Source organism: Aedoeadaptatus ivorii (assembly GCF_900638585.1).
Lineage (GTDB): Bacteria > Bacillota > Clostridia > Tissierellales > Peptoniphilaceae > Aedoeadaptatus > Aedoeadaptatus ivorii.
In genome coordinates, this window is sequence record NZ_LR134523.1 from 1,550,194 (window position 1) to 1,568,269 (window position 18,076).

15 protein-coding genes are annotated in these 18,076 nt (G+C 54.9%); 3 read left to right on the forward strand and 12 right to left on the reverse strand.

Annotated features, from left to right (window positions below; translation table 11 throughout):
- Positions 1–9: 9 nt before the first annotated feature.
- The 3 genes from EL294_RS07660 to guaA form a co-directional block, all read right to left on the reverse strand.
- Positions 10–1,620, reverse strand: a complete 1,611-nt coding sequence (locus tag EL294_RS07660; protein ID WP_232006474.1) for a substrate-binding and vWA domain-containing protein — start codon at positions 1,618–1,620, stop codon at positions 10–12.
- Between the two features lie 168 nt (positions 1,621–1,788).
- Positions 1,789–2,223, reverse strand: a complete 435-nt coding sequence (locus EL294_RS07665) for a hypothetical protein (RefSeq protein WP_126466241.1) — start codon at positions 2,221–2,223, stop codon at positions 1,789–1,791.
- A 205-nt stretch (positions 2,224–2,428) separates the two neighbouring features.
- Positions 2,429–3,961 (reverse strand): glutamine-hydrolyzing GMP synthase, encoded by a 1,533-nt coding sequence (gene guaA / locus EL294_RS07670; RefSeq protein WP_126466242.1) that lies wholly within the window; start codon positions 3,959–3,961, stop codon positions 2,429–2,431.
- A 147-nt stretch (positions 3,962–4,108) separates the two neighbouring features.
- Here guaA and EL294_RS07675 point away from each other — a divergent pair, with 147 nt between their 5' ends.
- Positions 4,109–4,663, forward strand: a complete 555-nt coding sequence (locus EL294_RS07675; RefSeq protein WP_126466243.1) for a helix-turn-helix domain-containing protein — start codon at positions 4,109–4,111, stop codon at positions 4,661–4,663.
- 30 nt (positions 4,664–4,693) lie between these two features.
- Here EL294_RS07675 and EL294_RS07680 read toward each other — a convergent pair whose 3' ends face one another.
- Genes EL294_RS07680 through EL294_RS07690 form a run of 3 tightly spaced genes read right to left on the reverse strand, consistent with a single transcriptional unit; the run spans position 4,694 to position 8,879 of the window.
- Positions 4,694–5,188: an NUDIX hydrolase gene (locus tag EL294_RS07680; RefSeq protein ID WP_164715273.1), complete on the reverse strand. Its 495-nt coding sequence runs from the start codon at positions 5,186–5,188 to the stop codon at positions 4,694–4,696.
- Positions 5,185–6,792 carry a CTP synthase gene (pyrG, locus tag EL294_RS07685; RefSeq protein ID WP_126466245.1) on the reverse strand — a complete coding sequence of 536 codons (1,608 nt, stop codon included), beginning with the start codon at positions 6,790–6,792 and terminating at the stop codon, positions 5,185–5,187. Before pyrG ends, EL294_RS07680 begins: the two co-directional genes overlap by 4 nt.
- A gap of 8 nt (positions 6,793–6,800) precedes the next feature.
- Positions 6,801–8,879: a glutamine synthetase III domain-containing protein gene (locus tag EL294_RS07690; RefSeq protein ID WP_126466246.1), complete on the reverse strand. Its 2,079-nt coding sequence runs from the start codon at positions 8,877–8,879 to the stop codon at positions 6,801–6,803.
- Between the two features lie 461 nt (positions 8,880–9,340).
- Between EL294_RS07690 and proS the strand changes: the two genes are divergently transcribed.
- Positions 9,341–10,783, forward strand: coding sequence for a proline--tRNA ligase (gene proS / locus EL294_RS07695; RefSeq protein WP_126466247.1), 1,443 nt, complete (start codon positions 9,341–9,343; stop codon positions 10,781–10,783).
- A gap of 233 nt (positions 10,784–11,016) precedes the next feature.
- Here proS and EL294_RS07700 read toward each other — a convergent pair whose 3' ends face one another.
- On the reverse strand, positions 11,017–12,294 hold the full coding sequence (locus EL294_RS07700) for an ArnT family glycosyltransferase (protein ID WP_126466248.1): 1,278 nt from the start codon (positions 12,292–12,294) through the stop codon (positions 11,017–11,019).
- Positions 12,295–12,477: 183 nt separating this feature from the next.
- Between EL294_RS07700 and EL294_RS07705 the strand changes: the two genes are divergently transcribed.
- Entirely contained in the window at positions 12,478–13,659 is a 1,182-nt protein-coding gene (locus tag EL294_RS07705; protein ID WP_126466249.1) for a coenzyme F420-0:L-glutamate ligase, read from the forward strand.
- A 97-nt stretch (positions 13,660–13,756) separates the two neighbouring features.
- On the opposite strand, the gene EL294_RS07710 is transcribed toward EL294_RS07705, so the two are convergent.
- The 5 genes from EL294_RS07710 to EL294_RS07725 all read right to left on the reverse strand — a co-directional run bounded on the left by EL294_RS07710 (position 13,757) and on the right by EL294_RS07725 (position 18,060).
- Positions 13,757–14,062, reverse strand: coding sequence for a CC/Se motif family (seleno)protein (locus EL294_RS07710; RefSeq protein WP_126466250.1), 306 nt, complete (start codon positions 14,060–14,062; stop codon positions 13,757–13,759).
- Positions 14,063–14,103: 41 nt separating this feature from the next.
- Positions 14,104–14,457, reverse strand: coding sequence for a pirin-like C-terminal cupin domain-containing protein (locus EL294_RS07715; RefSeq protein WP_232006475.1), 354 nt, complete (start codon positions 14,455–14,457; stop codon positions 14,104–14,106).
- Positions 14,448–14,585 carry a cupin domain-containing protein gene (locus EL294_RS08070; RefSeq protein WP_232006476.1) on the reverse strand — a complete coding sequence of 46 codons (138 nt, stop codon included), beginning with the start codon at positions 14,583–14,585 and terminating at the stop codon, positions 14,448–14,450. The genes EL294_RS07715 and EL294_RS08070 overlap by 10 nt, the downstream gene beginning before the upstream one ends.
- 179 nt (positions 14,586–14,764) lie before the next feature.
- Complete coding sequence (murJ, locus tag EL294_RS07720) at positions 14,765–16,324, reverse strand: murein biosynthesis integral membrane protein MurJ (protein ID WP_126466251.1); 1,560 nt, start codon at positions 16,322–16,324, stop codon at positions 14,765–14,767.
- Positions 16,325–16,434: 110 nt separating this feature from the next.
- Positions 16,435–18,060, reverse strand: coding sequence for a DUF1343 domain-containing protein (locus tag EL294_RS07725; protein ID WP_126466252.1), 1,626 nt, complete (start codon positions 18,058–18,060; stop codon positions 16,435–16,437).
- Positions 18,061–18,076 lie beyond the last annotated feature (16 nt).

Sequence of the window (18,076 nt, forward strand, 5' to 3'; positions counted from 1 at the left end):
GTTTCCTTTCTAGTTATAGCCCTTGGCCGTCTTAAAGGCGCGGATCAAATCGTCCCTGCCGTCGAATACACGCGCGTTGGACAGATCCGCCAAATATTCCAGTTCGCCCGGATCCGCGCCGCCGAATTGGATCGAAAAAATCGGCACATCCATGCCCCGCGCCTGATACCGTTTGGCAAATTCTTTCGGCTGCATCGACCCGTTCGCCTGCCCGTCGGTAAGCACCACCACCGATACCACATAATTCGACAGATCCTCCCGCGCCGCCAACAGATCGAGCGCCGCATCTACCGCTTCGTACATCGCGGTACCGCCGCCGATTTCCGTGCGCTTCGCCACCGCATACAGCTCGCTCGTATCGGCGCCGTCCGCCTCGGCAGGCGCGTGCACCTCACTGTGAAAGGGAAGCAATACCGTATGATCGCGCTCCGTGCCCATCAACATATGCGCGCGGGCATTGTCCGGTAAGAGCACCTGTTCCAAGGCCGATACCATCGCATCCATCCGCTCGCCGTACATCGAGCCGGAATAGTCGAGCACATACACCGTAAACGCGGGTTTCTTAAACGACGTCTGGTACAAATCCAGCGCCTGGCGAATCACCTCCGCCTTGGGCAGGCGAATGGGCGAAAGCAGCTTATCGGCGCGAATCCCCCACTCGGTGCGAAACACGCCCCGATTGGCTTCGCTCACATTGCCGTAGGCCGATCTCTTGCCGGTTTTTTCGATCGCCGACTGCCCCTCCTCCGATAAGAGATAGGCCTGCAGCTTCAAAAAAGCTTCCTCCTTCTTATCGTCGCCCGCGTCCACATAGGCGAGGGGCGAATCGGAAATCGAGATGCCGTCTTTGGGATACACCGCATACAGCGGCTCCTTCCCCTCGGCCTCGAGCTTTTTATTTGCCTGAATAATCAGCGTCTCGTAATTTACCATCGCATCGTAATCGCCCTTTAAGAACAGATCCACCAGCCAATTCGACGAGCCCGACGAGCGGTCCACCCCCGAAAGCAGGCGCACAATCTTTTCTCGAAGCGCTGCATCCGCCAAATTCTCCGACGTCAAACCCCCTTCGGGATTTCCCGAAAGCGCCGTCAAAAATCCCAAATATGCCGACGCGCCCGAATTGGATTGCGTCGCCGAAGTCATACAAAACGAGAGCTTCCCCGATTCGATCGCCGCCATAATCTCATCCAGAGAGACATCGTCCCTGCCGACAAAACCCAGTTCCTCGGCGAGCGTCTGCCGAATGCCGAAAATCACCGGCGTAATCGACGTCGTCTCCGCGTGCTTCAACAGGCGGTGCGTATCGCCCAGATCGAGCCAAATCGACGACGCCGGCCATACCGCATCGTACGACACCTCGTTCGATTCGAGCATCTGCGAAATCTCCAACGATCCGGCGTAGTCCATCTCGATCTTCTGCCCAGAATCCTTTGCGTAGGCTTCGAGCACCGGCTCCAGCTCCTTCATCTCCGAGCCCGCCACAATGCGAATCACCTCTCCCGAACCCGACGACACAAAGGCGCCGGAATCGGGCGCAGACTCCTCGCCCGCATCGCTGCCACAGGCGACGAGCACCATCGACAGGCACAAAATCATCAGACCGAGCCACTTCTTCACACAAACACCTCCCGAAAAAACGCGACAGTTTTCCTTTATAAAGAGAATAGCAGAGCCACGACCGAGGGGAGATAAATTGCGGTAAGGAATATGTAAAGAATAGAATAGATTCGAGAATCCGCGCATACAAAAACCCCGGGGACAAACGCCTCGGGGCAAAGTTTTCTCTTATTCTTCTATCTCGTACAAAAAATCGCCCGTATAATCGATCTCCATCAGCACCTCCGCAATCCGCTCCCCCGTTGTCACAAAACCCGTCAGCACCAGCGTTTGGTCCCCGTCGTATTCTCCCATCACATCCATCCGGCTCCGATGCTTCGAAAAATCGACGACAAAATCCGCAAGCGTCATCTTCTTTCCCGTAAAACTGCCCACATTGCCACACAGCACATCCCGGTAGTGCAAAACATGGACATACGAATCCGAAAACCAAACGTTGCAAATGCGAATGCGCCCCTTCACCATCTCATCGCGCACCACATCCACAAAACCCGAATCTGTCTCGAGCACCAAATCGTCGCCGTCCCGCACAAAGACCAAAATCCCCGCGTCGTGGAGAGAAAAACGGTTGTGTGTATGGGGTTCTCGCGTATAAATCTTCATACTTTCTCCTTGGTATAAACAAACTTATTTTTTCTATCTAACCGGCTTTTCTACCATCTTACCGCATCTTTACGGACATTTCTTATTCTTAAAATCAAAAGTTTCTTCATACTCTAGATTCGCATATACAAAAATTCCTCTGCATTTTCATAACACAGAGGAATTGAAAAAACCGGATTTCTTATATTGTTACAGAACTCTCCCCTTACTCCCACTCAATGGTTGCCGGGGGCTTGCTGGTAATGTCGTAGACGATGCGGTTGATGTGTTCCACTTCGTTTACAATGCGCACGCTGATGGCGTCTAAGACGTCGTGGGGGATGCGCGCCCAATCGGCGGTCATAAAGTCGGTAGTGGTGACGGCGCGCAGGGCGAGGGTGTAGTCGTAGGTGCGGAAGTCGCCCATAACGCCGACGGTGCGGTTGTCGGTGAGGACGGCAAAGTACTGGTTGATGTCGCGATCGAGGCCGGCTTTGGCGATTTCGTCGCGGAAGATGTAGTCGGCTTCGCGCAGGATGTCGAGTTTTTCTTCGGTGATCTCGCCCATAACGCGGATGCCGAGTCCCGGCCCGGGGAAGGGTTGTCGCCACACGAGTTTGGGATCGAGGCCCAAGGTCTCGCCGAGTTTTCGCACTTCGTCTTTGAAGAGATCTCTGAGGGGTTCGATAAGGTCCTTAAAGTCGACGACGGCGGGAAGGCCCCCTACATTGTGGTGGCTTTTGATGACGGCGGCATCGCCCGCGCCGCTTTCGATGACGTCGGGATAGATGGTGCCTTGGGCGAGGAAGTCGACGGCGCCGATTTTTCGGCCTTCTTCTTCGAAGACGCGGATAAATTCTTCGCCGATAATTTTTCGCTTCTGCTCGGGGTCGGTGACGCCCTTGAGTTTTTCGAGGAAGCGGTCTTTGGCGTTTACGTGGATAAAGTGCATATCGCTGTCGGCGAAGGCGGCTTCTACTTCTTTGCCTTCGTCTTTGCGCATAAGGCCATGGTCGACGAAGATACAGGTGAGTTGATCGCCGATGGCATCGGCGAGGAGTTTGGCGCAGACGGAGGAGTCGACGCCACCGGATAGGGCGAGGACGACTTTTTTCTTGCCGACTATTTTGCGAATGCTCTCTTTGGCGTATACGGCGTAGTCCGCCATGTTCCAGTCGCCGCGGGCGCCGCACACTTTTTTCAAAAAGTTATCGATAATCTGATATCCGTTTTCGGTGTGGTTCACCTCGGCGTGGAATTGGATGGCGTATATGTTTTTCTCTGCATTTTCCATGGCGGCCACGGGGCAGGAATCGGTGGTCGCCACGGTACGAAAGCCCTTGGGCAGCTCTTGTACGTAGTCGATGTGGCTCATCCAGGTGGTTTGTTCGACTTCGAGCCCTTCGAAGAGTTTGCTGGAAGGATCCACCATGGTCTTGGTCTTTCCGAATTCCCGCTTGTCGGATTTGGTGACGATGCCGCCGAGGGTTTTGGCGATCAGCTGCATGCCGTAGCAGATGCCGAGGATGGGGATGCCCAGTTCGAAGATTTCGCGGTCGATGCCGGGGCTGGTCTCGTCGTATACGCTGTTGGGGCCGCCGGTAAAGATGAGTCCGACGGGTTTTTCCTTTTTGATCGCATCCCACACTTTGCGATAGCTGACCACTTCGGCGTAGACGTTTTGTTCCCGTACGCGCCGGGTGATGAGTTGATTGTATTGGCCGCCGAAGTCGACGACCAGAATCTTTTGTCTGTCCATGGATGAACCTCCTATTCGTCTCTCATTATACCATAGCCCGCCCGGGGTTCCGTTTCGTTTCCCGATTGGAATTTTCGTTCTCTTTGCCTTTCCCTTGTGATATACTATGTTTAGTATATTGTAAGTATTTTTCGAAAGGGGTGCGGCGTGTCTGGTAAATTTTCCGGCCATAAGATTCGCGTCATGCGCAAAGAATTGGGCATGAGCATTAAAGATTTGGCAGAGGCATCGAATCTGTCGACGGGTTTGATCAGCCAGATCGAGAGGGATCTGGTCTCCCCTTCGGTGAATGCGATGTTGCGGATTGTCGATGCCTTACACACGACGATGGGCGAGTTTTTTGAGGACATTCCGCCCCGCAAAAAGCCGCTGATCTTTCGCTGCGGTTCGCACAAGATGATCGATTATGCCGAGGTGCAGCGCAGGATCCGCATTCTCACGCCGGAAAATGAGCATTTTCAGTTGATCGAGATGCGCTTTGATCCCACCGAAGACCCCAAGAGTCTGATTCCCAAAAGCCACGACGGCGAGGAATTCGGCTTTATCCTCGCGGGCAGCCTCGAGGTGGTCGTCAACGAAGTCTCCTACCATGTCTCCGCCGGCGACAGCATTTCCTTTGAGGCAAGCTGGCCACATGTGTATATCAACAATGCCGACGAGCCGTGTCTGTCGATTTGGCTCTATACGCCGCCGGTCTATTGAGCGAAAAAGCAGGGGTTTGCCCCTGTTTTTTTATGGCCATTTTTTGAAAAAGTCCTCGTAATAGGAGAGTTTGGTCATGTGATTTTCTTCGGACCAGCTCCGCAGTTCGTCGCGCGTCAAGAAGACGAAGTCTTCTACTTCTTCGGGATCGGGCCGTATGTCTTCTTCTTTGACGTCTTTTTCGATGCGATAGATATAGTAATGGGCGGGAAATTCGGTGATGATGCGCTCCAAATCCAGCTCTTCTTTTGTAAGGCGAATGCCCATTTCCTCTTCCATTTCGCGAATCATGGCGTCCTCGGGGCTCTCGCCGGCGATGACGCTTCCGATGGCGGTACAGGACCAGAAGCCGGGGTAGTTTTTCTTACAGCGCGCCCGCTTCTGGAGGATGTATTTGCCGTCGGGGGTGCGAATCCATCCTTCCACCACCCGATGGTAACTCCCGCCGGGGATGCGCTTGCCGCGGATGGCGGTCTCGCCGGTGGGCCGGTTGTCTTTGTCGAACAGGTCCCAGATTTCGATCAAGGCTGTACCTTTTTGGCCGCGGCCTCTACAAATCCCTTGAATAGCGGATGGATGGCGTTGGGGCGGGATTTGAATTCCGGGTGGAATTGACAGGCGAGGAAGTAGTCGGGTGCGTCCAGTTCGATGATTTCGACGAGGTCCAAATCTTCGTTGGTGCCGGCGATTTTCAGACCCGCCTTTCTGAGTTCGCCGCGAAAAGCGTTGTTGAACTCGTAGCGGTGGCGATGGCGTTCGCGAATGTCCGATGTCCCGTAAAGGGCGCGGGCGCGGCTCGTATCTTCTAAGTGGCAGGGGTAGTTGCCCAGGCGCTGGGTGCCCCCCAGGTTTTCCACGCCGACTTGCGATTCCATCAGGTCGATGACGGGATAGGGGGTGTCCACGTCGATTTCGGTGGAGTGGGCGCCCTTTAAGCCCGCGAGGTTTCTCGCGATGTCGATGACGGCGATCTGCATGCCGAGGCAGATGCCAAAGTAGGGGATGTTCGCTTCGCGGGCGAATTTCGAGGCGAGGATCATGCCCTCAACGCCCCGCTCGCCGAATCCGCCGGGCACGAGGATGCCGTGCATATCTTTAAGCCGTGTGCAGGTGGATTCTTCGTCGGTGAGTTCTTCCGCATCGATATAGTGGATGTTGACGCGCTTGCCCATATCGTAGCCGGCGTCCAACAGCGCCTGGGATACGGAGATATAGGCGTCGTGGAGCTGGATGTATTTTCCCACCAGGGCGATGTCGACGCGGCCTTTCGCCTTTTTGAAGCGGGCGACCATTTCGCGCCATTCGTCGGAGTTTTGTTCCTTGGGTTCGAGATGCAGGTGGTTCATAATGATCTCGTCGAGTTTTTGTTCCCGGAAGACATTGGGCACTTCGTAGATCAAGTCGACGTGGCGGCTTTCGATGACGTCTTCTTCGGAGACGTCGCAAAACAGGGAGAGTTTGCGCTTAATGGAGTCGTCGATCTCTCCGTCGCTTCGGGTAATCAAGATGTCCGCCTTAATGCCCTGGCTCATCAGCTGTTTATAGCTGTGTTGGGTGGGCTTGGTCTTGAGTTCGTCGGAACCCGGAATGGCGGGAATCAATACGGTGTGGACGTAGAGTACGTCTTCGGGCGGGTTTTCCGAGTGAATTTGGCGAATGGCTTCGATAAAGGGCAGGCCCTCTATATCGCCGACGGTGCCGCCGATTTCGGTGATGATGACATCGGCTTCGGTCTCATGGGCGGCGCGGTAGACGGCGCTTTTGATTTCGTCGGTGACGTGGGGAATGACCTGTACGGTAACGCCGTCGTAGTCGCCCCGGCGTTCCTTTTGAATGACGCGGGAGTAGATTTTTCCCGTGGTGATCGAGGCGGATTTGGTGAGCTCTTCGTCGATAAAGCGCTCGTAATGGCCCAGGTCCAGGTCGGTCTCGGCACCGTCGGCGGTGACAAAGACCTCGCCGTGCTGGTAGGGGCTCATGGTCCCGGGGTCGATGTTCAAATAGGGATCGAATTTCTGCATAAATACGCTGAAACCGCGATTCTTTAACAGTCTGCCGATGCTCGCCGCGCTGATGCCCTTGCCGATGCCGGAAACGACGCCGCCGGTTACAAAAATGTACTTCGTCATAATGCCTCCTATACCAGTTTCGTAAATATATCTTCGTAAGTGGGAATTCTCCAGTTTTCTCTGCTGATCATGGACTCCAATTCGTCGCAAATTTTGCGGATGTGCCCAAAAGCGGGGAGGATTTCATGCTGAAAATACGCCGCCTGTTCGTAGCCCGCAAGCGCCATGGCTTCTTCGTAAGACGCCTTGAGCGCATCGTGGCGCAGCAATAGCTCCTCGAGGAGCAAATTAAAGGTCTCAATTCGACGGTTGAGCGCCGCGTTTTCGATGCGCCCGGCCACCTCGGAAAGGTCTTTAATTTCTCGTATAACGGCGGGTTCCACGTCTTTGGTAAGCATCGTTAAAAGCGCCCGGGTCTCGAGGGAGTAGTGATTTGCCACCGACTCGATTCCGATTTCATAGAGCGCGGCCACCTCCGTCTCACTCAATACCCCGTATTCGTCGAAGATCCGCATAAGTTCGGGGCGCTTGTAGCTTTCCAGCGCGTCGAAGTAGCTCGCGAAATTGGGAAGCCCGCGCCGCTTCGCCTCTTCTACCCACGCCTGGGAATAGTTGTCTTTGTTGTAGAGAATGCGCTCGTGTTTTAAAACGATCTCTGCGATCAACTCCCGCGCCTTTTCCGAAAGCGCCTCGGCATCGTCTGCCAGGGGCACGAGGGCATCGGCGATCTTTCGAAGGCTGTGACCCAGGGCGGTGTTGATGACGATATTCGCATCGGCGCCGGAAATGCTCGAACCCACCATGCGGAATTCGAATTTATTGCCCGTAAAGGCGAAGGGACTGGTGCGATTGCGGTCGCTCCCGTCGGTGGGGGCATACCCGAGGGAATTGATCTTAAACGCCTTGGGCAGGCGAATGTCGGCGTGGTATTCCTCGTGGGCGATGTCTTTTAGAATCTCCTCGATCTCGGAGCCCAAAAACATCGAGATAATCGACGGCGGCGCTTCGAGCCCGCCCAGCCGATTGTCGTTCGAAGGGCCGGAAGAGGCGATCCGCAAGAGAGGGGCGTAATCGTCCACCGCTTCGATCATGGCGGCGGTAAAGAGGAGGAAGGTGAGGTTTTCGGCGGGATTGTCCCCGGGATCGAAGACGTTCTTGCCGTAATTGGTGGTGAGGGAATAGTTGTTGTGTTTGCCGCTGCCGTTGACGCCGGAGAAGGGCTTTTCGTGCAGCAGGCAGACCATGCCGTGTTCGCGGGCGGTTTCTTTGAGGATGCTCATAATCAGCTGATTGTAGTCTACGGCGATATTTACATTCTCGTAGAGGGCGACGATTTCGAACTGCCCGGGCGCCACCTCGTTGTGCTCGGTCTTGGCGAAGATCCCCAAATCCCAGAGCTTGCGGTTGACGTCCTCGTAGAAATCCATCACGCGCCGGGGTATGCCGCCCAAATAGTGATCGCCCATCTCCTGGCCCTTGGGGGCATCGGCGCCGATCAAGGTGCGCCCGATGCTCTTTAAGTCGCTGCGGGCATTAAAATGCGCCTCGTCCACGAGGAAAAATTCCTGTTCGAGGCCGACTTTGGGCTTCATGCGATAGGTGTATTCCTCTTTTTCGAAGAGGTTGACCACCTGCGAGCCGTATTGGCTCAAGAGCTTCATGGACTCCAATAGCGGCCCCTTTTTGTCGAGCTTTTCGCCGTTAAAGGAGACGAAGATCGTAGGGATATAGAGGATCCGGTCGATAATAAAGGAGTTGGCGGTCGCGTCCCAATAGGTGTAGCCCCGCGCCTCGAAGGTGCTGCGCATGCCGCCGGAGGGAAAGCTCGAGCCGTCGCTTTCGCCCCGCACCAATTCCTTGCCCGAAAAGCGGTGGATGGTGTCGTATTTTTCCGTGCGATCCAAAAAGGCGTCGTGTTTTTTGGCGGTGCGTCCGTTTAGCGGCTGAAACCAATGGCAATAGTGCGTGGCACCCATCTCCAGCGCCCATTCCTTCATGGCGTGTGCGATGGCATCCGCCGTCTCCCGGTCCAAATCCGCTTCGTTGCGAATGGCGTTTTTCCACCGGTAGTAGATGGCGTGGGGGAGCCGCTCGCGCATCATCTGCTTGTTAAAGGCCATCCGCCCGAAGCCGTTGTCTTTGTCCATATTCCCTCCTATAAAATAAAAAATTGGTTCTCTCGAAAGATCACCAATATATAAAAAAACTATAACCCTCCCCTTCCGGCTAGGGTGTTTTCTTTTATAATAGTCAATCACAGAAAGGCTGTCAAGGCGCGGAAAACCCTTGCTCGCACCTTCCGCGTAAAATTTACATAAAACTTCGCGGAAAACTTGACAAGCGAAGGGCGGCGGTTATAATAGAGTTGTATTATATTTCGACTTTGAAAGAGAAAAGTACCCGCCGGAAGATGCCAGGGAGCCGAATTCATCGATTGCAAGATTCGGCGATCGGAAGCCGGGGAATCCCGCTCTGCAGTCGCTCGCAAACCGAGCCGTTCATCACGTTACGATGTCGAGAGCTTCTTTTGAAGTTAAATTAGGGTGGTACCGCGGTTTTTCGTCCCTGGAAAACCGCGGTTTTTTTATTGTCATGCTAGGAGGCATTTATGGCACAGGAAAAATTTGTAAGAGAGATCACGGCGAGGGACGTCGACTTCGCCCAATGGTATACCGACATCGTCTTAAAGGCGGAAATGGCGGACTACGCACCGGTGCGCGGCTGTATGGTCATTCGCCCCTATGGATTTGCCGTATGGGAAAAGATCAAGGAACACGCCGATTCCCGCTTTAAGGCGACGGGCCACACCAACGCCTACTTCCCCATGCTGATCCCCGAATCCCTCTTGCAAAAAGAGGTCGACCACTTCGAAGGCTTTTCGCCCGAAGTGCTGTGGATCACCCACGGCGGCGACGAAGAATTGGCGGAGCGGCTGATCGCACGGCCCACCTCCGAGACCATGATCAACACCATGTATTCCAAATGGGTACAGACCTACCGCGACCTGCCGGTTTTGATCAACCAATGGTGTTCGGTATTCCGCTGGGAAAAGACGACCCGTCCCTTCTTGCGCACGGTCGAGTTCTTGTGGCAAGAAGGCCATACGGTGCACGAGACCTATGACGACGCCCAGGAAGAGACCCTCAGAATGCTCGAAATCTATCGGCAGGTCATCGAAGACGAGATGGCGGTTCCCGTGATCTTAGGCTTAAAGAGCGAAAGCGAGCGCTTCGCCGGCGCCGATGCGACCTACACCTTAGAGGCCATGATGCACGACGGCAAGGCGCTGCAATCGGGTACCAGCCACAATCTGGGTCAAAACTTCGCCAATATGTTCGACATCCAGTTCCAAGACCGCGAAGGCAAGCTCGCCACCGCCTGGACCACCAGCTGGGGCATCTCCACCCGTCTGATCGGCGGATTGATTATGGTCCACGGCGACGACCGCGGTATGGTGATGCCGCCCCGCGTGGCGCCCACCCAAGTGGTCATCGTCCCCATCGCCCAACACAAGGAAGGCGTAAACGAAAAGGCAACCGACCTCTTCGACGCATTGAAAGACCGCTTCAGCGTCAAACTGGACGACCGGGCACAGTACAGCCCGGGTTGGAAGTTCAACCAATGGGAGCTGAAGGGCATTCCGTTGCGGATCGAAATCGGCCCCAAGGACATCGAAAAGAACCAAGTCGTCTTTGTGCGCAGAGACACCAATGAAAAGAGCTTTGTCCCCATGGAAAATATCGCCGATGCCGTGGGCGATATGCTCGATACCATCCAAAAAGATATGTTCGAAGCCGCCAAGGCCCGCCGGGAAGAAAAGACCTTTTCCGTCGACAACTTCGACGACTTTCAGGCAAAACTCGACGGACAGAATGTATTCTTAAAGGGCATGTGGTGCGGCGATGCAGAATGCGAGGCCGAAATCAAAGAAAAGACCGGCGCCACCATCCGCTGCATCCCCTTCGAAGAGGAGCAGGAAGAACTTTCCGATGTGTGCGTCCACTGCGGCAAGCCCGCCAAGCACATGGTCTATTACGCAAAAGCTTATTAAAAATTAAAAATGCGGACCTTCGGGTCCGTTTTTTGTGCACAAAAAACGCCGCCCTGTACCGGCGGCGTTTTGGGGCGTAAAAGACGCCCTTTCGTCTACACATGACATTTGACAACATAGAATATAGGAAGGAGTGTATCGGGTAGACGATTGACTTTGGAGGTAAATGATATGTTGTATCATCTACTGATTTCATGATATCGTCTTTTCCTCGAAATTGCAAGGGGAAATTTTCAAATTCCGAAACTTTTTTTGAGCCGGCGGCGCCGCACCATACGCCCGATTCCGTAGACAAAGGCGGCAAATCCGAGTCCCAATGCGATATACCGATAGGGCAAGAGCGTCTGCGCATAGCGGTCGAAGACGTAGGCGTAGGCGTACATGTAGACCTGGATCCAATACATGAGGAGGACAAATAAGACTTCCTTGACGTACTTTCGGCAGGCGATCGCCACCACGAGGGCGAACATGGACAGGTAAAACTCGACGGTTCGCGAGAATATGATGGGGTCTTTGGTATGGGGCACCACTTCGTCCCAATAAAAGGTCTCGAAGAGCATCTTCTGCGGCTTGAGCAAGAGATAGCTCCGCAGCATGGAATCGCGGTCGTGCTTCCACCAATAGTCCATGCGCAGCCGCGCCCGCGCCTCGTCCCCCTTCATATAGAAGAATCGGAGGTGCTTTTCGCTCATTTTTCCCTCGTCGTCCACCAGATGGGCGTATTTTTCCATAAGCGGCTCGGTCACCTGCGCATTGTAGTCGAAGGCCTCATCGGGCGGGTAGCCCTCGCCCTGATAGGTGCCCAAGAGCAGCGGGTTGCCGATGCCGTATGTAAGGGGGATCCATTCCTCAAAGTGGTAGTAATTGCGTATGCTCCAGGGCACGATAAAGAGCGCAAGGAGCACCAGGCCGATAAAGCTCTGCAAATACAGCGTCGTCGACGGGTATTTCTTGAGCGCCAAGTAGGGGATCGGCGCCACAAAGTAAAACATCGCCTGGGCTTTGAGCATCAGACAGCAAAACGCCGCCAAAAAGACGATGACAAAACTGCCCCAGTCTCTGTGCTTCGCCATGCGAAAGACGCCGTAGAGATAGAGGCATGTGAGCATCATAAAGGGCGTCTCGGACAAGATCAGATTGTCTTGCCAGGCGAAATCGGGGGTAAAGAAAAACAGCGTCGGCAATAGCGCCGCGTATTTCGGCGCCCATTCCCGAATGGCGAGATACAAAAACCACGGCGCCAAGGTGCCCATAATGCACCAGAGCACTTTGAGGGCGAGCCACAGCCTCTCTCCCGTGCCGAAAAAGGGCACAAAGAGCGAGATCAACGCCGGCATGCCCGGCATAATCTGCGCCGATACGACCCCGTGCATGGTGAGGATCTTGGTTTCGTAGAGGGTAATCCCCGCCTTGACATAGCTCAAATCGTCGCTTTCCAGTGAATATGTAGGGCCCAGGCGAGAGAGCATATACAGGCGTTCAAAGAGGAGGAGCAGTAGGATCAGGATCATGATCCAATGCTCTCTAAAAAAATGTTTGCGTTTGATGCGTACCGCGCCTTCCACGGCATCCCTTCCCTTCAAAAAAAATTTCGCGATTGCGGTAAGACTCTACCATACAGAATACCACCTTTCTTTCAACTATGGTAGAATAGAAGCAGATTTTATATTGACACGAAAGAGGAGATTGCGATTATGAAACGATATATTGGAACGACGACCCGAGGCATACGCCTGCCCATCGTCCGCGAAGGCGACGACCTGGTAGAGGTGGTCTTCGACTCGGTGGTAAAAGCCGTAGAATCCGAAGACATCCCCGTTCGGGACAAAGACATCATTTGCGTCACCGAATCCCTGCTCGCCCGATGTCAGGGCAACTACGCCACCGTCGACGAAATCGCCGAAGATGTGGCCGGCAAATTCCCCGGCCCCTTCGGCGTCGTCTTTCCGATCCTGTCCAGGAACCGTTTCTCTACGATTCTGAATGGACTCGCCAAGAGCGGCCGAAAACTCCACATTCTGTTGAGCTTTCCCTCCGACGAAGTGGGCAACCACCTTATGGACGACAACAAGCTCTACGGCGCCAAGATCAACCCCTATACCGACGTGCTGAGCGAAGAAGAATACAGACGACACTTCGGCGAAGAAGTCAAACACGAATTTACGGGCATCGACTACGTAAAGCTCTATAAACAAATCGCGCCTGACAGCGAAATCTACTTCTCCAACGATCCCCGCACCATCCTTTCCTATACCGAGGACATCCTCGTGGCCAGCATTCACAGCCGCAACTTTATCAAGCGCGAGCTGAAAGACAACGGCGCCCACCTCGTCTACGGCCTCGACGACATCCTCTCCGATCCCTCCGACGTCCACGGCTATAACGAAGAATACGGCCTTTTGGGCAGCAATATGGCCGGTGAAGAAAAGGTCAAACTCTTCCCCAGAGACGGCATACCCTTTGTAGAAGAGTTGCAAAAACGCCTGAACGCGCACTTCGGCGTGCATATGGAAGTGATGATCTACGGCGACGGCGCCTTTAAGGACCCGGTGGGCAAGATTTGGGAACTGGCCGACCCGGTCGTATCCCCCGCCTATACCGACGGACTGGAAGGCACGCCGAGCGAGCTCAAAATGAAGTACCTCGCCGATACCGAACTCAAGGATCTCCCCAAAGAGGAGATGGAAAGGGTCATCGTCGAACGGATCCACGAAAAGGATCAGGATCTCTTGGGCAAGGACGAAACCCTGGGCACCACCCCCCGGCGCCTCACCGACCTCTTGGGCTCTTTGGCCGACCTCACCTCGGGAAGCGGTGACAAGGGTACCCCCGTCGTCCTGGTACAGGGCTATTTCGACAACTATTCCAATATGTAATTTCGAGCATACAAAAGAGCGACTCCCGTCGCTCTTTTTGTATACGCATCTCCGCACTAAAAAACCGCCCCTTTGCAAAGGGGCGGTTTTTGTATCTTCAGTATTCCGATTCGGCGTTGGCGACATAGAGGGTGGTGATGCCCAAAAATCGCTCCGCGTCGATGCGCACCACGCCGTCGTCGACATTGGTGTAATAGGGATAGTATACGTCGATGCCGTCGAAAGTGGTCTTTTTGTAGACATTGGCATCCCGCGTGGGCTTGCCCTTCGAGACCGAAGCATTTCGGATGCCCGGGGCGCCGCAGCAGCCGGAAGCGATCACGTCTACGGAGATGGCGTCGATGCCTTTTTTCTTCAAATATTCCATGGCGGCCGGTGCGATGGCCGCGTCTTTTGCCAACATAGTGCTACTCGTTTCCGTTCGGCGAAATCTATGCGCCGGATTTACTTCGTCTCGGTTTCGTAATCGGCCTTTTGGCGAATAAAGTTGCCGCTCCGCAAGTCGGAAAACGCCTCTTGAATCTCTTCGTCGGTGTTCATAACGATGGGCCCGCCCCAGGCGATGGGCTCTTTGAGGGCGAGGGAGCTCATAAAGAGGATATAGCTCTCGTCGCTGAGACCTTCGACGGTGATCGAATCGCCCTCGGACACCTTGACCGCGGTTTTTTCGGGGATCTCTTCACCGGCGATCTTCGCGTCGCCCAAGAGGGTAAAGAGCATTACCGAACGCGCGGGGTCGGTTTCGATGGTGAGGGATTTCCCCTTTTGAATGTGGATGTCGTAGTAGTCTAGGGGCAAATACTCGCTTTGATGGCCCGTATGCCCGCCCGATAGTCTTCCGGATTTTCGCTGTCGAAGGAATCGAGCATCAAAATGGGGTCGAAGGCCTCCATGGTGCCCGGGCCGAGTACGCGTACCAAATGCACGCCGGCGCCGTCGATGGCCGCCTTACCGCGAACTTTTTATGTTACTTTTCTTTCCATTGGTATACTCCCTTCCGTTGCTTATCAGTTGTACATCACTTATACCCTTTTCGTGGAGATTTAACCGCGGCGAAAGGGCGCGCCGGTGGCCACAAAAAAACTCCGCCCGAAGGCGGAGAGTATTAAGCGGCTTTTCGCTGCAAGTATTTGATGCGCACGATCTTTTTGATGTCCTTGGCTTCTTTGAGGCCCAAGAAGTCGAGGATTACAAAGTACAGTACCGCGGAGAGGCCGACGGTTACGAGGAAATACAAGAGCTTTAGGCTCGTGCTCGTTCCGATAAAGCCCGCGCCGAAATTGTAGAAGTAGTAGGCGAATACGCCCATAATCGCCGATGCGATCACGGTCTTTGCGGTGATCTTGACATAGCTTTTCATGCCGATATGGCCGAGCTTCTTCCACAAGAGATAGAAGGAGACGCCGGTGACGACGGTCTGGGCGATCGAGACGGAAAGCGCCAGGCCGTTGATCCCCATAAACCGCACCAGGACGAGGTTGCAGCCCACGTTAAACAATACATTGATGACCCCGAGATAGAAGGGCGTCTTGGTATCTTCCAAACTGTAGAAGACCCGGTTCTGCACATTGTTCACCGAAATCGAGACCAATGCCAGGGTGTAAAAGCGCAGGCAGATCGCCGTCGCGTCCGCATCCGCCGGGGTAAAGGCGCCGCGCATAAAGGCGAGTTCCACGATGGGACGCGCGAGGACGATCAGTCCCGCCATGGCGGGAATGGTGATGAGGAGCACGGAACGCACGGAGCCGTTCATGATCTTTTTGCCCTTCTCCATATCGCCCTCGTCGAATGCCTTGCTCATGGCGGGGTAGATGACCGAGGTGATGGCGGTGATAAAGATTCCGATCACCAGTACATTCAGCTTGTTGGCGTAGTCCAGCCGGCTCATAGAACCCGATACCAAACCCGATGCCAGAGCGCGGTTGACCAGGGTGTTGATATTGTTGACGCTGACGGTGATAATGGCGGGAATCGCCAGCAAAAGCGTCTGCTTGGTGTGCCGATCCGACAGGTCGAGTATGGGCCGAAACCGATACCCGGTGCGGTACGAACCGTAGATGACGGCGATAAACTCCGCCACCACCGCGAGCACCGAGACGACGGTAAGCCCGTAGATGCCGAATTGCGAAGACATGGTGAACAGATACACCAGGTAGACCGTATTCAGCCAGATGGGGACCGATGCGGCGATGCCGAAGCGATTGTGAAAGTGGAGATAGCCGGTAAAGATCCCCTCGTAGGCGGAAAAGACGATGACCGGCATACCCAGCTGAATGAGCTGTATGGTCAGCGCCTTGGTGCGCGGATCAAAGCGCGGCCCCACCAACATGGCGAGAAACGGCGCCCCGACGATGCCCAGAAGCATTATGCCCAAGGTAAGTAAGCTCACGATCACAAATATGTTGTTGGTAAAGCGGTGTTTTCCCTCTTCGCCCTGTTCCGAAAACACCGATTGGAGTCCGGGGATAAAGACCGTACTGATCCCCATAACGATGTACATACTGACGGTGGACGTGGCGGATTGTGCCGCCACAAAGGCGTCTTTTTCGTATCCCGCGCCGAATACCGCCGCTACGAGGGACTCCCTGCCGAATCCCATCATCTTCCCGATCAGGGAAAATAGGATAATCAGCCCCGTAGACTTTGCGATGGATGTCTTTTTCATACTGCCTCCTCACGAACCTCCATTATACCAAAAACCCCCGCGGCGATTCCTAAAATCTCCCTAAGATCTGCGCAAAAAAACCGAATTCGCTGGGAATCCGGTTTCGGGTGCTATTGATACAGCAGATAGGGCGCCCGCTCGGCGCGAAATGCCTCCACATCGCTTTGGTAGGCCGCGACGATCTCCTCGGGACTCTTTCGGGCGCGGAACATCTCGGCGATGGTCTCGGAGCCCTGAATCAGATAAAACATACTGTAGGGCTTTTTGAGCGTCGGCACGTTGATGGGCCGCATCTGATTGGCCACCGCCAGGGTGTAGATGCCCGTACGGGCGGGGTTAAAGCTGTGGGGATCGGTGACCTCTACGCGTACGCCGCCGCGGGATCCCTTGGGTGCCGCCACAAAGCGCACGCCAGGAAGGTTCTTCGCGTTCAGCCGCCTTGCGTATTCGGCGGAGTTCATGTTTTTTCCGCCGACCCAGTGAAACTTTTCGTCCTGGCCGATACCGGTCTCTTCGCCGCTCCCCGTAGCCATATACAAAAAGGCGCTGGAGAGGTTGGGAATATTCGGACTGGTCTGGGCGAAAGGCAGGCCCGTGTCCTGCCACACCATATCGCGGCGCCAGTTCTTTAAGGGCACCACGGTGAGATCGGCGCCGATCTCGCGATTGAAGAACTGCCCCAACTCGCCGGCGGTCATGCCGTGGGCCATGGGCATCTTGTCGATCCCCACAAAGCTCTTAAAGCGCGTCTCGCGCAAAAAGCCCTCGACGATCTCGCCGCCCAGCGGATTGGGGCGATCCAGTACGACGATGGGAATGCCGTTTTCTTTCGCCGCCACCATGGCGTTTTGTAGGGTGGAGATATAGGTATAGGTGCGGCTCCCGATGTCCTGCATATCGTAGAGGAGCACATCGATGCCCTTGAGCATTTCCTTGGAGGGCTTGCGGGTGGGCCCGTAGAGACTGTAGACGGGCAGATTCATATTTTTGTCGAAATAGCTCGCCACATAGGCGCCCGCCTTCTGCTTGCCGTCGAGGCCGTGCTCGGGGCTATAGAGGGCGACGAGTTGTGCACCGGGATACGCCTTCAGCTTTTCGGCGACCGGGCGCCCTTCGGCGTCCACCCCGGTCTGGTTAGTGATCAGTCCGACGCGCTTTCCGTCGATAAGGTGCTTGTACTCGGTCAACAGCCGCTCGTTTCCGAGAACCACGCGTCCCGCCTCCGGTGCGGGTTGGGGCGCGGGGTCGTTCTTGGGAACGTAGGACGGCGTCTCGACGATAGCGCGGTTATTCGCCTTGTCGTAGCGAACCCTAAAGCCCAAAATCTCGCCCATATCCCGCAGGCGGAAATAGTTAAAGCCGTGGATATTGTAGCAGGCCTGCATGCGGTCTTGGGGAGATTTGCCCAGGACGATCAGCTGCATCTCTTTTTTGAGCGCCCGCTCCCGTGCGCCGCCGGACCGGTCGCCGGGGAAAGAGCGGTAGGGTTCTTCGGTGTTTACGGTGATGACGCGATTGTTGCCGTCGAGGGAAAAATCGAGCTTTCCCGCAAAAACCGCCGCGAGATCCCGCAGGCGGTAATAGTTGTTGTCGTGTATGTTGTAGCCCTTCAGATCCGTCACTTCGCCGTCTACGACGAGGGTCTGGGGGCTCTGAATTCCCTCTGCGCGCTCCGCCCGCACCGTTACGGGGAGCAGGAGGAAAAACGCGAGGAATATGGAAAATAATTTCTTCATGAACGACTCCTTTCCC

What these genes read in the sequence shown, in the direction of transcription:
- EL294_RS07665 (WP_126466241.1), bottom strand. Translation starts at nt 2,223, where the DNA reads ATGAAGATTTATACGCGAGAACCCCATACACACAACCGTTTTTCTCTC.
- EL294_RS07725 (WP_126466252.1), bottom strand. Translation starts at nt 18,060, where the DNA reads ATGAAGAAATTATTTTCCATATTCCTCGCGTTTTTCCTCCTGCTCCCC.
- EL294_RS07700 (WP_126466248.1), bottom strand. Translation starts at nt 12,294, where the DNA reads ATGATCCTGATCCTACTGCTCCTCCTCTTTGAACGCCTGTATATGCTC.
- EL294_RS07705 (WP_126466249.1), top strand. Translation starts at nt 12,478, where the DNA reads ATGAAACGATATATTGGAACGACGACCCGAGGCATACGCCTGCCCATC.
- EL294_RS07710 (WP_126466250.1), bottom strand. Translation starts at nt 14,062, where the DNA reads ATGTTGGCAAAAGACGCGGCCATCGCACCGGCCGCCATGGAATATTTG.
- proS (WP_126466247.1), top strand. Translation starts at nt 9,341, where the DNA reads ATGGCACAGGAAAAATTTGTAAGAGAGATCACGGCGAGGGACGTCGAC.
- pyrG (WP_126466245.1), bottom strand. Translation starts at nt 6,792, where the DNA reads ATGACGAAGTACATTTTTGTAACCGGCGGCGTCGTTTCCGGCATCGGC.
- EL294_RS07690 (WP_126466246.1), bottom strand. Translation starts at nt 8,879, where the DNA reads ATGGACAAAGACAACGGCTTCGGGCGGATGGCCTTTAACAAGCAGATG.
- guaA (WP_126466242.1), bottom strand. Translation starts at nt 3,961, where the DNA reads ATGGACAGACAAAAGATTCTGGTCGTCGACTTCGGCGGCCAATACAAT.
- murJ (WP_126466251.1), bottom strand. Translation starts at nt 16,324, where the DNA reads ATGAAAAAGACATCCATCGCAAAGTCTACGGGGCTGATTATCCTATTT.